Source organism: Streptomyces sp. NPDC046870 (assembly GCF_040704595.1).
Classification (GTDB): domain Bacteria; phylum Actinomycetota; class Actinomycetes; order Streptomycetales; family Streptomycetaceae; genus Streptomyces; species Streptomyces argyrophylli.
This window is the reverse complement of the sequence record NZ_JBEYXM010000006.1, coordinates 315646-328240: the sequence shown is the minus strand read 5'-3', so window position 1 is coordinate 328240 and position 12595 is coordinate 315646. Positions and strand designations below refer to the sequence as shown.

General features: G+C 70.9%; 11 protein-coding genes. 2 read left to right on the top strand and 9 right to left on the bottom strand.

Annotated features, from left to right (window positions below):
- The first annotated feature begins 2 nt into the window (after positions 1-2).
- Together AB0946_RS16965 and AB0946_RS16960 are read left to right on the top strand one after the other, a co-directional pair.
- Entirely contained in the window at positions 3-839 is an 837-nt protein-coding gene (locus AB0946_RS16965) for a peptidylprolyl isomerase (RefSeq protein WP_366761362.1), read from the top strand.
- A gap of 176 nt (positions 840-1015) precedes the next feature.
- Positions 1016-2245 carry a DUF349 domain-containing protein gene (locus AB0946_RS16960; RefSeq protein ID WP_366761361.1) on the top strand — a complete coding sequence of 410 codons (1230 nt, stop codon included), beginning with the start codon at positions 1016-1018 and terminating at the stop codon, positions 2243-2245.
- Between the two features lie 87 nt (positions 2246-2332).
- On the opposite strand, the gene AB0946_RS16955 is transcribed toward AB0946_RS16960, so the two are convergent.
- The 9 genes from AB0946_RS16955 to AB0946_RS16915 all read right to left on the bottom strand — a co-directional run bounded on the left by AB0946_RS16955 (position 2333) and on the right by AB0946_RS16915 (position 12591).
- A complete protein-coding gene (locus AB0946_RS16955) occupies positions 2333-4879 on the bottom strand; it encodes a bifunctional (p)ppGpp synthetase/guanosine-3',5'-bis(diphosphate) 3'-pyrophosphohydrolase (protein ID WP_366761360.1) in 2547 nt (848 codons plus the stop codon).
- Between the two features lie 299 nt (positions 4880-5178).
- Positions 5179-5718, bottom strand: a complete 540-nt coding sequence (locus tag AB0946_RS16950) for an adenine phosphoribosyltransferase (protein WP_366761359.1) — start codon at positions 5716-5718, stop codon at positions 5179-5181.
- Positions 5715-6827, bottom strand: a complete 1113-nt coding sequence (secF, locus tag AB0946_RS16945) for a protein translocase subunit SecF (RefSeq protein WP_366761358.1) — start codon at positions 6825-6827, stop codon at positions 5715-5717. Before secF ends, AB0946_RS16950 begins: the two co-directional genes overlap by 4 nt.
- A 3-nt stretch (positions 6828-6830) precedes the next feature.
- Positions 6831-8627, bottom strand: coding sequence for a protein translocase subunit SecD (gene secD, locus AB0946_RS16940; protein WP_366761357.1), 1797 nt, complete (start codon positions 8625-8627; stop codon positions 6831-6833).
- A 142-nt stretch (positions 8628-8769) separates the two neighbouring features.
- Complete coding sequence (gene yajC, locus AB0946_RS16935; RefSeq protein ID WP_366761356.1) at positions 8770-9273, bottom strand: preprotein translocase subunit YajC; 504 nt, start codon at positions 9271-9273, stop codon at positions 8770-8772.
- Positions 9274-9451: 178 nt separating this feature from the next.
- The gene (gene ruvB, locus AB0946_RS16930; RefSeq protein ID WP_366761355.1) at positions 9452-10546 is read right to left on the bottom strand and encodes a Holliday junction branch migration DNA helicase RuvB; all 1095 of its coding nucleotides are present in this window, start codon (positions 10544-10546) and stop codon (positions 9452-9454) included.
- A gap of 25 nt (positions 10547-10571) precedes the next feature.
- Complete coding sequence (gene ruvA, locus AB0946_RS16925; protein ID WP_366761354.1) at positions 10572-11177, bottom strand: Holliday junction branch migration protein RuvA; 606 nt, start codon at positions 11175-11177, stop codon at positions 10572-10574.
- Complete coding sequence (gene ruvC, locus AB0946_RS16920; RefSeq protein WP_366761353.1) at positions 11174-11713, bottom strand: crossover junction endodeoxyribonuclease RuvC; 540 nt, start codon at positions 11711-11713, stop codon at positions 11174-11176. The genes ruvA and ruvC overlap by 4 nt, the downstream gene beginning before the upstream one ends.
- 125 nt (positions 11714-11838) lie before the next feature.
- Positions 11839-12591: a YebC/PmpR family DNA-binding transcriptional regulator gene (locus AB0946_RS16915; protein ID WP_171158121.1), complete on the bottom strand. Its 753-nt coding sequence runs from the start codon at positions 12589-12591 to the stop codon at positions 11839-11841.
- Positions 12592-12595 lie beyond the last annotated feature (4 nt).

Sequence of the window (12595 nt, the reverse complement as noted above, 5' to 3'; positions counted from 1 at the left end):
CGGTGGTCAGCCAGGAGCAGCGGCGGCGTCAGCTCGCCCGGGAGAAGTTCTTGCGGCAGCAGCAGCGGCGCACCGAGGCGCGGCGCAAGGCCCGCCTGCGCAACTCCGTGATCGCGTCGGTACTCGGCGTGGTCGTGATCGGCAGTGTCGCCCTGTACACGACCGGGGTGCTGAAGGACGACGGCGACAAGAAGGCGAACGCGAGCGCCGAGGTCACCCCGGGCGCCAGCCCGAGCGCCGCGCCGACCAGCAAGGCCCCGGACCCGTGCGCGAAGCCGGCGGCCGGCTCGGTGCAGAAGCTGAGCTGGAAGAAGGAGCCGGCGATGACGATCGACACGTCGGCGACGTACACGCTGAAGCTCGCGACGACGTGCGGTGACATCGGCGTCGCGCTGAAGACGTCGGCGGCCCCGCACACGGTGAACTCGTTCGACTTCCTGGCGGGCAAGGGCTACTTCGACCACACCAAGTGCCACCGCCTGACCACCCAGGGCATCTACGTCCTGCAGTGCGGCGACCCGCAGGGCACCGGCATGGGCGGTCCCGGCTACACGCTCCCGGACGAGAACCTCAAGGACAAGAGCCTGAAGAACAACACCTACCCGGCGGGCACGGTGGCGATGGCCAACACCGGCCAGAAGCACACCGGCGGCAGCCAGTTCTTCCTCGTCTACAAGGACAGCCCGCTGCCGCCGAGCTACACCCCGTTCGGCACGATCGACGCGGCGGGCATGAAGGTGCTGAACAAGATCGCCGCGGCCGGTGAGAACACGGGGGGCGGCGACGGTGCGCCGAACGCGACGGTCGTGATCAACAAGGCGACCGTCAGCAAGTCCTGAGGCCGCCCGTCACCAAGTCCTGAGGTCAACGGGGGCGGGGAACGGCCGACTGCCGAATTTCGGTCGCGCTGGATGCGGACAGGCCCCCCGCTGGTCGCCTATGTTGGCCGTGACGAAACTGTGGACGATGCCCGGGGGCGCTGAGGCCCTCGCGGGCATCATGTGGAGGAGGCGCTGTGAGCAGCGACCCGTGGGGCCGCGTCGACGAGACGGGGACCGTGTACGTGCGTACGGCCGACGGTGAGCAGGTCGTCGGTTCCTGGCAGGCCGGCTCCCCCGAGGAGGCGCTTGCCTACTTCGAGCGCAAGTACGAGGGCCTGGTTGTCGAGATCGGCCTCCTCGAGAAGCGAGTGCGGACCACCGACCTGTCGGCGAAGGACGCGCAGGCCGCGATCGACCACCTGCGCGAGCAGGTGGACGCGCACCACGCGGTCGGCGACCTGGACGCGCTGCGGGGGCGGCTGGACAAGCTGGTCGCGACCGTCGAGGCACGCCGCGAGGAGCGCAAGCAGCAGCGGGCCCGGCAGTCCGACGAGGCCCGCAAGGCCAAGGAGGACCTGGTCGTCGAGGCCGAGCAGCTGGCGCAGTCCGACCAGTGGCGGGCCGCCGGAGAGCGGCTGCGGGCGCTGGTGGACACGTGGAAGGGGCTGCCGCGCCTGGACCGCAAGTCCGACGACGAGCTCTGGCACCGCTTCTCGCACGCGCGGTCGGCGTTCTCCAAGCGCCGCAAGGCGCACTTCGCGCAGCTGGACGCGCAGCGCGAGGAGGCCCGCCGGACCAAGGAGCGGCTGGTCGCGGAGGCCGAGGCGCTGTCGGACTCGACGGACTGGGGTGTTACGGCCGCCCGGTACCGCGAGCTGATGGCCGAGTGGAAGGCCGCGGGCCGTGCCCAGCGCGAGCACGAGGACGACCTGTGGAACCGCTTCCGCGGCGCCCAGGACGTGTTCTTCGCCGCCCGCAGCTCGGTCTTCGCCGAGCGGGACGCGGAGCAGTCGGAGAACCTGAAGCTGAAGGAGGAGCTGGCCGAGGAGGCCGAGAAGCTCCTGCCCATCACCGACCTGAAGGCCTCGCGGGCCGCCTTCCGCTCGATCAACGAGCGCTGGGAGGCCATCGGTCACGTCCCGCGGGACGCGCGGCCGAAGGTCGAGGGCCGGATGCACGCCGTCGAGCGGGCGATCCAGGAGGCCGAGGAGGCCGAGTGGCGCCGGACGAACCCGGAGGCACGCGCACGTGCCGAGGGTCTGACCGGTCAGCTCCAGGCCGCCGTGGACAAGCTGAGGGCGCAGATCGAGCAGGCGCGCGCCCAGGGCAACAACGCCAGGGCCGACAAGCTGGAGAAGGAACTGGAGGGCCGTCAGGCGCTCCTGGACCAGGCGCTGAAGGGCCTGCAGGAGTTCGGCGGCTAAATCCCCCCGTCGCATCGCGAAGGGCCCCGTACGAGGCGTACGGGGCCCTTTCGCTGTGCGGGGGCCCGGCGCGGGGCCGGAGCCGTCCTACGAGCGGGTGCGGCCCGAGGTCACGCGGTAGACGTCGTACACGCCCTCCACGCCCCGGACGGCCTTCAGGACGTGGCCGAGGTGCTTGGGGTCGCCCATCTCGAAGGTGAAACGGGAGGTGGCCACGCGGTCGCGGGACGTCTGGACGGCCGCCGACAGGATGTTGACGTGCTGGTCGGACAGGACCCGGGTGACGTCCGAGAGCAGCCGGGACCGGTCCAGCGCCTCGACCTGGATGGCGACCAGGAAGACCGAGGACTGGGTGGGCGCCCACTCGACGTCCAGGATGCGCTCGGGCTCACGGGACAGGGAGTCCACGTTGACGCAGTCGCTGCGGTGAACCGACACACCGCTGCCCCGCGTGACGAAACCGATGATCGGGTCGCCGGGCACGGGTGTGCAGCAGCGGGCCAGCTTGACCCACACGTCCTCGACGCCCTTGACGACGACGCCCGGGTCGGCACTGGAGCGGCGCTTGCGGCCCCGGGTACGGGACGGCGGGACCGTCTCGTCGATCTCCTCGGTGGCGGCCTCCTCGCCCCCGAGGGCCTGGACCAGCTTCTGCACGATGTTCTGCGCGGAGACGTGGCCCTCCCCGATGGCCGCGTACAGCGCGGAGATGTCGGAGTAGCGCATCTCGTGCGCGAGCGTGACGAGCGAGTCGCCGGTGAGGATGCGCTGGATCGGCAGGTTCTGCTTGCGCATGGCCCGCACGATGGCGTCCTTGCCCTGCTCGATCGCCTCGTCCCGGCGCTCCTTGGAGAACCAGGCACGGATCTTGTTGCGCGCCCGCGGTGACTTGACGAAGCCGAGCCAGTCCCGGGACGGGCCGGCGCCGGCCGCCTTGGAGGTGAAGACCTCCACCAGGTCACCGTTGTCCAGGGTGGATTCGAGCGGTACGAGACGGCCGTTGACCCGCGCCCCTATGGTGCGGTGGCCGACCTCGGTGTGGACGGCGTACGCGAAGTCCACCGGGGTGGCACCCGCGGGCAGCGCGATGACGTCGCCCTTGGGGGTGAAGACGAAGACCTCGTTGCGGGACAGGTCGAAGCGCAGGGACTCCAGGAACTCGCTCGGGTCCTCGGTCTCCTTCTGCCAGTCCAGCAGCTGCCGCAGCCACGCCATGTCGTTGATGGCGGCCGCGTCCTTGCCGGCCTTGCCGGCGGGCTTGGGCGCGTCGGTGCGGACCTTGGAGGCGCCGGCGACGGCCTCCTGCTTGTACTTCCAGTGCGCGGCGATGCCGTACTCGGCGCGGCGGTGCATGTCGAAGGTGCGGATCTGCAGCTCGACCGGCTTGCCGTTGGGTCCGATGACCGTCGTGTGCAGCGACTGGTACATGTTGAACTTGGGCATCGCGATGTAGTCCTTGAACCGGCCGGGGACCGGGTTCCATCGCGCGTGCACCGTGCCGAGGGCGGCGTAACAGTCGCGGACCGTGTCGACGAGGACGCGGATGCCCACCAGGTCGTAGATCTCGGCGAAGTCGCGGCCCCGCACGATCATCTTCTGGTAGACGCTGTAGTAGTGCTTCGGGCGGCCGGTGACGGTCGCCTTGATGCGGGCGGCGCGCAGGTCGGCCTGGACCTCGTCGGTCACTATGGCCAGGTACTCGTCACGCTTCGGTGCCCGCTCGGCCACCAGCCGTACGATCTCGTCGTACATCTTGGGGTAGAGGATCGCGAACGCGAGGTCCTCCAGCTCCCACTTGATGGTGTTCATGCCCAGGCGGTGGGCGAGCGGCGCGTAGATCTCCAGCGTCTCGCGCGCCTTCTTCTCCTGCTTCTCGCGCTTGAGGTAGCGCATGGTGCGCATGTTGTGCAGGCGGTCGGCGAGCTTGATGACCAGGACGCGCGGGTCCTTGGCCATGGCGACGACCATCTTGCGCACGGTCTCGGCCTGCGCGGCCTCGCCGAACTTGACCTTGTCCAGCTTGGTGACGCCGTCGACGAGCAGGGCCACGACGTCGCCGAAGTCGCGGCGCAGGTCCTCCAGCCCGTACTCGGTGTCCTCGACGGTGTCGTGCAGCAGCCCGGCCATCAGCGTGGCCGGGTCCATGCCGAGCTCGGCGAGGATGGTGGTGACGGCGAGCGGGTGCGTGATGTACGGGTCGCCGCTCTTGCGCTTCTGGCCGCGGTGCCAGCGTTCGGCGACCTGGTAGGCGCGCTCGATCTGGCGCAGCGTGGAGTTCTCGATCTTGGGGTCGTTGCTGCGCACTATCCGCAGCAGCGGCTCCAGGACCGGGTTGTACGGGTTCGCGCGCTGGACGCCGAGGCGGGCGAGGCGGGCGCGGACGCGGTTGGAGGAGCCGGTGCGGGTGGGCGGCGTGGCCGGCTGGCGGACCACGGGCGGCTGCGTCGGGCGCTCGGGAGGGGCCGGCTTGGGGCGCGTGGACTCGCCGCTCTTCTCGACGGGCGCGGACTGGGCGCGCTGGACCGTCCCGCGGGTGTCGTTCTTCACGTGGGAAGCGGCCGGCGCGGGCTTCGCCGCGGGCGCCGAGGCGGGCTCGGGCTTGGCGGCGGTCAGTGGCTGGGCCTCGTCTGGCAAGAGGGCTCCTCGTGCGCGATCCGGGTCCCCCGGTCAGGCTCCGGAAACCCCATGGTAGCGATCCTGCGCCCGGTCATCGCCTGCAGGCGGATGTGAGGACCGTGTATCCCTGCAACGCGCGGGGACACCCGGGGATTCCGGCGAGTGTCCTCGGGGAGGTCTCCGGGTGTGCGGCGGGTGTCCGTACGGCGACGGCGGCCGCGGTGTGCGCATGGCCCCACGACGACGGCCGCCCCGGTGTTCCCGGGGCGGCCGTCGTGCTGTGCGGACCGGTCGGACCCGACCGGCGTACCCGGTCGTCAGACCTGGAGGAGGGCCGTGAGCGGTGCGCCGCCGAGGGCCGGTTCCAGCCGGGAGCGGCCGTCCAGGAAGCCCAGCTCCATCAGGACCGCGAGGCCGGAGACCTCGGCGCCCGCGCGGTGGATGAGCTGGATCGCGGCCTCGGCGGTGCCGCCGGTGGCGAGGACGTCGTCCACGATCAGGACGCGGTCGCCGGCGACCAGGTCCTCCGCGTGCACCTCGATCTCCGCGGAGCCGTACTCCAGGTCGTACGCCTGGCGCAGGGTGGCCCCGGGCAGCTTGCCCGCCTTGCGGACGGGGATGAAGCCGAGACCGGCGCGGACGGCGACCGGGGCGCCGAGGATGAAGCCCCGGGCCTCCAGGCCGACGACCTTGGTCGCTCCGGTGGCGGCGGCGATGCCGGCCAGCTCGTCGGTGAGCGCGGTGAAGGCCGCCGGGTCGGCCAGGAGCGGGGTGATGTCCTTGAACATCACCCCGGGCTCCGGGTAGTCGGCGACGTCACGGATGCGGCTGAGCAGCAGCTCCTGGATGCCGGTCATCGGCGCTTCCCGGAGGTGCGGCCGCGGCCCCGGCCACGGGAGGCGGGCTGGTTGCGCGGGCCCACCACGGCGGGAGCGGCGTCGTCCGCGTCGTCATCGGCGCCGGTCCTGCTCTCCGCGGCGAGGTCCCCCTCCGTGCCGGCCTGGGCGCGCTTGGCCAGGACCCGCTTGGTGAGGGCCTTCATCGCGGGCTCGCGCTCCTTGAGGTCGGCGACGAGCGGCGTGGCGATGAAGATCGACGAGTAGGCACCGGCCGCGAGGCCGACGAACAGCGACAGGGAGATGTCGTTGAGCGTGCCCGCGCCGAGGAAGCCGCCGCCGATGAAGAGCAGACCGGCGACCGGCAGCAGGGCGACGACCGTGGTGTTGATGGAGCGGACCAGGGTGCCGTTGATCGACCGGTTGGCGATCTCGCCGTAGGTGAACCGGCTCTGCTTGGTGATGTCCTTCGTCTGCTCCTTGAGGCTGTCGAAGACGACGACCGTGTCGTAGAGCGAGTAACCGAGGATGGTCAGCAGACCGATGACCGTGCCGGGCGTGACCTCGAAGCCGACCAGGGCGTAGATACCGGTCGTGATGGTGATGTCGTGGATCAGCGCGACGAGCGCCGCGATGGCCATCCGCCACTCGAAGGCGATCGCCAGGTAGATCACCACGAGGACCATGAAGATCGCCAGGCCCTCCCAGGCCTTGTTGGCGATCTGCTCACCCCAGCTCGGGCCGACCAGGTCGGCGGCGAGCTTCTCGGGGTCGAGTTTGAGGTCCTTGGCCAGCTCCTGCTTGATCTTGTCGGACTGGCCGGTGTCGATGCCGGCGATCTGGATGCGCAGGCTGCCGTTGCCGAGCTTCTGCACGACCGCCTGGTGACCGGAGGCCGTGTTGGCGTAGTCCTCCGCCTGGGCCACCGACGTGCTCATCTTCGTGGGCGTCGTGAAGACCGCGCCGCCCTGGAACTCGATGCCCATGTTCAGACCGCGCACCGCCAGGCCGACGATGGCGGTGATGGTGATCAGGATCGAGATGCCGTACCAGATCTTGCGCTTGCCGACGAAGTCGTAGGAGATCTCGCCGCGGTGCAGTCGAGCGCCGAGGTTGCCGAGTTTCGACATCGCTCACGCCTCCTTCGGGTCGACAGGGCCGGCGACGGGACCGGCGGGACGGCGGGTGCGGCGCAGCGGCGGCTTGGCACCGAGGCTCTTCGGGTCGAGTCCGGACCACTTGTGGCCGCCCGCGAAGAACGTGCGGCGGGCCAGCAGCGTCATCAGCGGCTTGGTGAAGAGGAAGACGACGACCACGTCGAGGAGCGTGGTGAGGCCCAGGGTGAAGGCGAAGCCCTGCACCTTGCCGACCGTGACGATGAACAGCACCGCGGCGGCGAGGAACGACACGAAGTCGGAGACCAGGATGGTGCGCCGGGCGCGCGGCCAGGCCCGCTCGACGGCGGGGCGCAGCGTGCGGCCCTCGCGGATCTCGTCCCGGATGCGTTCGAAGTACACGATGAACGAGTCCGCGGTGATGCCGATGGCGACGATCGCGCCACAGACGGCGGGCAGGTTCAGCGCGAAGCCGATGGCCGGGCCGAGCAGCGACATGATCACGTAGGTGAGGATCGCGGACACCACCAGGGAGGCCATGGCCACGACGGACAGGCCGCGGTAGTAGACCACCAGGTAGATGACGACCAGCGCGAGACCGATCGCGCCGGCGAGCAGACCGGCGTGCAGCTGCTCACCGCCGAGCGCGGCGGTGACGGTGGTGACGGACTGCTCCTGGAAGGACAGCGGCAGGGCGCCGTACGACAGCATGTTGGCGAGGCTCTGCGCCTCCTCCTGCTTGAAGCTGCCGGAGATCTCCGCCTGGCCGCCGGTGATGGCCGAGCTGACGTACGGGCTGGAGACGACCTCACCGTCGAGGACGATGCCGAACTCGTTCTGCGGGGGCTGGTTCTTGGCCAGTTCGCCGGTGATGTCGGAGAACTTCTTCGCACCGCTGCCCGTGAAGGTCATCTGGACCTGCCAGCCGGCGGCGCCCTGGGTGTCGAAGACCGCCTGGGCCTTCTTCACCTCGGTGCCGTCCACGGCGGCGGGGCCGAGCAGGTACTTGTACCAGGCCTTGTCGATCTCGCCGCAGGCCACGGTGGACTCGCCGGGCTTGGCGTTCTTGCCGGCGTTGGCGCGGTCGGTGGCCTTGCTGCAGTCCAGGGCCGCGTACTGGGCCTGGAGCTTGGAGTCCGTGTTCGTGCCGCCGCTGGGGCTGGCCGAGGGGGTGGCCGACGGCTTGCCGCTGCCGGAGGCGGAAGCGCTCGGCGAGGGGGTGGAGTCGGCCTTCAGCGCGTCGCTGACGGCGCGGCCCTGGGAGGTCGCCGTGGCCGAGGGGGACGCGGAGCCGGACGAGCCGGACGAGGCCTTCTGCGGCGAGGACGCGCTGGACGACGGGCTCGTGCTCGGCTTCGCCGAGGAGCCGCCGCTGGGGGACGCGCTCGGCGAGGGGCTCTGCGCGGCGGCGCCGCTGGGCTCGCTGGCCAGGACCGGCCGGAAGTACAGCTTGGCGGTGGTGCCGACCTGCTCCTGGGCCTCCTTGGAGTTGGTGCCCTTGGGGATGTTGACGATGATGTTGTCGGTCCCCTGGGTCTGCACCTCCGCCTCGGAGACGCCGAGGCCGTTGACACGGCGGTTCATGATGTCGACCGCGGTGTCCATGTTGGCCTTGTTGATCGCGGACCCCTGGTCGGCCTTCGCCTTGAGCGTGATGCTCGTGCCACCGGCGAGGTCGATACCGAGACGCGGAGTGGTGTGCCCGGAGAGGAACATCCCTCCGGTGAGCGCCACGATGGCGATCAGGATGAGGGCCAGCGAGCGCCCTGGCTTGCTCTGGGCGCTCGCGCTTCGGCCCCTCTTAGGTGCTGCCACCTTCTCGTACTCCCTCTCGGGCCGCCCCGCGCCCCGTCGGCGCGGTCGGCCATGACATGGTGTCGGGCTCCCGTGCGGGAAACAGACGCGCCCGGGATACGCGGGGCGCCATCATGCCGCCGTCGCGCCTCCCGGGGCGTGACTACTTCGCGTCGGAGTCGCCGTCGGTCTTCTTCGGCTCGTCCTGCGCCTTGGCCTCGGCGGCACCGGCCGCGTCGGCGTCCTCGGCGGCGTCCTTCTTACCGAGGTCGATCTTGTCGTCGGAGGCGGCGGCAGCGGCGGCAGGCCCGTCGGTCTCGTCGGTCTCGGTGAGGGAGGAGGCGTCGTCCGGGACGAGACCGGCGTCGGACTTGAGGTCGTGCTCGATGCCGTGGACGATCCGGTTGTACTCGTCGTCGCTGAGGATGGCGCCGATGGCGTTCTTGGCGAAGAGGAGCTCGACGCCCGGTCCGGCGTCGAGGAGGACGGTGTCCTCGTTGACCTCCTTGACCGTCGCGTACATACCCCCGATCGTGCGGACACCGGAGCCGGGCTGCATCTCGTTCCGCATCTGGGCGGCCTGCTGCTGCTTCTTCTTGGCCGAACGCGTCATCAGGAACATCGCCGCGATGAGCACGATGAACGGGAGAAGGGTATAGGCATTCACGGGACGGAATTTCCTTCGCGCGACCGCGCGGGTGAGCGGCCAGTTGGATGGGGGTGTGGTCGGCGCCGCCCGCAAGGGCGGCATCGGCGGAGTCTAAGCGAGTCCGCTCGCATGGAACAACGCTCAGCATGGCACCTGGGTTCCTGCCCGCACCATTGCCCTCGCCGGGCGGTGACCATCACGCCCCGAACAGGTCCTGTTGTCCGTTTCCCGTGCCGGACGGGCGCGGCGGGGTGAGGCCGAGATGCGACCATGCCGCCGGCGTGGCGACCCTGCCGCGCGGAGTGCGGGCGAGCAGTCCCTCCCGGACCAGGAACGGTTCGGCGACCTCCTCGACGGTCTCCCGCTCCTCCCCCACCGCGACGGCGAGGGTCGACAGGCCGACCGGCCCGCCGCCGAACAGCTTCAGCAGGGCCTCCAGCACCGCGCGGTCCAGCCGGTCGAGACCGCGCGCGTCCACCTCGTACACGGCGAGGGCGGCGGCCGCGATGTCACGGGTGATCAGCCCGTCGGCCTTGACCTGCGCGTAGTCGCGGACCCGGCGCAGCAGGCGGTTGGCGATGCGGGGCGTGCCCCGGGAGCGGCCGGCGATCTCCGCGGCGCCGTCCGGCTCGATCTCGACGTCCAGCAGGTGCGCCGAGCGGTGCACGACGCGCTCCAGCTCGTGCGGCTCGTAGAACTCCATGTGCGCGGTGAAGCCGAAGCGGTCGCGCAGCGGCGGCGGCAGCAGGCCCGCGCGCGTGGTGGCGCCGACGAGGGTGAACGGTGGCAGCTCCAGCGGGATCGCGGTGGCGCCGGGGCCCTTGCCGACGATGACGTCGACGCGGAAGTCCTCCATCGCCATGTACAGCATCTCCTCGGCCGGCCGGGACATGCGGTGGATCTCGTCCAGGAAGAGGACCTCGCCCTCCTGGAGGGAGGAGAGGATCGCGGCGAGGTCGCCGGCGTGCTGGATGGCGGGGCCGGAGGTGATGCGGATCGGGGCGCCCATCTCCGCGGCGATGATCATCGACAGGGTGGTCTTGCCGAGACCCGGCGCTCCGGAGAGCAGGACGTGGTCGGCGGTGGCGCCGCGCGCGCGGGCGGCGCGCAGGACGAGGTCGAGCTGTTCGCGGACCTTCTCCTGGCCGATGAACTCGCCGAGGTCCTTGGGGCGCAGGGCGGCCTCGACGGCCTGGTCCTCCCGGTCGGCGACAGAGCCCACCAGCCGCTCCTCGGCGGGCCCGACGAGCCGCTCCTCGGCGGCGCCGTCGGTCGTGTCGTCCCAGTTCACGAAGTTCTCCTAGCGGTGGCGCAGGTCAGCGGGCGCGGTTCAGGGTCTGCAGGGCGGCCTTGAGCAGCTGCCCGACCTGGGGGGTGCCGCCCGCGGCCTCGGCCTGCGGAGCGACGGCGGCGACCGCCTCGTCGGCCTCGCGGGTGGCGTAGCCCAGGCCGATCAGGGCGGCGTGCAGCTGGTCGCGCCAGCCCTGGCTGACGGGTGCGCCGACGGCGGGGGCGCCGACGGGCGCCCCGAGCCGGTCCTTCAGCTCCAGCAGCAGTTTCTGGGCGCCCTTCTTGCCGATGCCGGGGACGGCGGTGAGGGTCTTCTCGTCACCGGTGGCGACCGCGCGGCGCAGCGCGTCGGGGGTGTGCACGGCGAGCATCGCCTGGGCCAGGCGCGGGCCGACGCCGCTCGCGGTCTGGAGCAGTTCGAAGACCTGCCGCTCGTCGTCGTCGGCGAAGCCGTACAGGGTGAGCGAGTCCTCGCGGACGACGAGGGAGGTGTGCAGCCTGGCCGGCTGACCGATCCGGAGCGTCGACAGCGTGTTCGGGGTGCACTGGACGGCCATGCCGACGCCGCCCACCTCGACGACCGCGGCGTCGGGGGCGAGCGCGGCGACCGTGCCGCTGACGAAGGCGATCATGCCGTACGGCCTTTCGTTGCGTGGACTGCCTGCCGGGCGACGGCCTGCTGGAGCCGGTTCTGGGCGGGGGCCCGCCAGATGTGGCAGATGGCGAGCGCGAGGGCGTCGGCGGCGTCGGCCGGCCTGGGCGGCGCGGCGAGCCGGAGCAGCCGGGTCACCATCGCTCCGACCTGTGCCTTGTCGGCGCGCCCGGTGCCGGTGACGGCGGCCTTGACCTCGCTGGGGGTGTGCAGGGCGACGGGGATGCCGCGCCGGGCGGCGCACAGCATGGCGACGGCGCTGGCCTGGGCGGTGCCCATGACCGTGCGCACGTTGTGCTGGCTGAAGACGCGCTCGACGGCGACGAACTCGGGGCGGTGCTCGTCCATCCACTGCTCGATGCCCTGCTCCACGGCGAGCAGCCGGTGGCTGAGGTCGGCGTCCGCGGGGGTGCGGACGACCCCGACGCCGAGCATGGTGAGCGGACGGCCCGCGACCCCTTCGACGACACCGACCCCGCACCGGGTCAGCCCGGGGTCCACCCCCAGTACGCGCACGCGCGCCCCTCCCTCCGATCACCCCGTCGCCTGTCCGTGCAGGCTATCGGGTGCCACTGACAACGCCGGACAACGCGACGGGCCGACGGGGGTGTCCCGTCGGCCCGGTCAGCCAGCTCTGGGCGTTACGCGTCGACCTTCTCCATGATCTCGTCGCTCACGTCGAAGTTGGCGAAGACGTTCTGCACGTCGTCGCTGTCCTCCAGGGCGTCGATCAGCTTGAAGATCTTCTTCGCGCCCTCCTCGTCCAGTTCGACCTGCATGGTCGGGACGAAGTTGGCCTCGGCGGAGTCGTAGTCGATGCCGGCCTCCTGGAGGGCGGTGCGGACCGCGACCAGGTCGGTGGCCTCGCTGATGACCTCGAAGGTCTCGCCGAGGTCGTTGACCTCCTCGGCGCCCGCGTCCAGGACGGCCATGAGGACCTCGTCCTCGCTCAGCTCACCCTTGGGGACGATGACGACGCCCTTGCGGTTGAACAGGTACGACACCGAGCCCGGGTCGGCCATGGAACCGCCGTTGCGGGTCATGGCGACGCGGACCTCGGAGGCGGCGCGGTTGCGGTTGTCGGTGAGGCACTCGATGAGCACCGCGACGCCGTTCGGGCCGTAGCCCTCGTACATGATCGTCTCGTAGTCGGCGCCGCCGGCCTCCAGGCCCGCGCCGCGCTTGACCGCGGAGTCGATGTTCTTGTTGGGGACCGACGACTTCTTCGCCTTCTGGATGGCGTCGTACAGCGTCGGGTTGCCCTCCGGGTCCGCGCCGCCCATCCGCGCCGCGACCTCGATGTTCTTGATGAGCTTCGCGAAGAGCTTGCCGCGCTTGGCGTCGATCACGGCCTTCTTGTGCTTCGTCGTGGCCCATTTAGAGTGGCCGGACATCTGC

Bases quoted from the DNA above. Each gene is read 5' to 3' on its own strand.
- AB0946_RS16950 (WP_366761359.1), bottom strand. From the start codon at position 5,718: ATGACCGGCATCCAGGAGCTGCTGCTCAGCCGCATCCGTGACGTCGCC.
- secF (WP_366761358.1), bottom strand. From the start codon at position 6,827: ATGTCGAAACTCGGCAACCTCGGCGCTCGACTGCACCGCGGCGAGATC.
- ruvA (WP_366761354.1), bottom strand. From the start codon at position 11,177: ATGATCGCCTTCGTCAGCGGCACGGTCGCCGCGCTCGCCCCCGACGCC.
- AB0946_RS16915 (WP_171158121.1), bottom strand. From the start codon at position 12,591: ATGTCCGGCCACTCTAAATGGGCCACGACGAAGCACAAGAAGGCCGTG.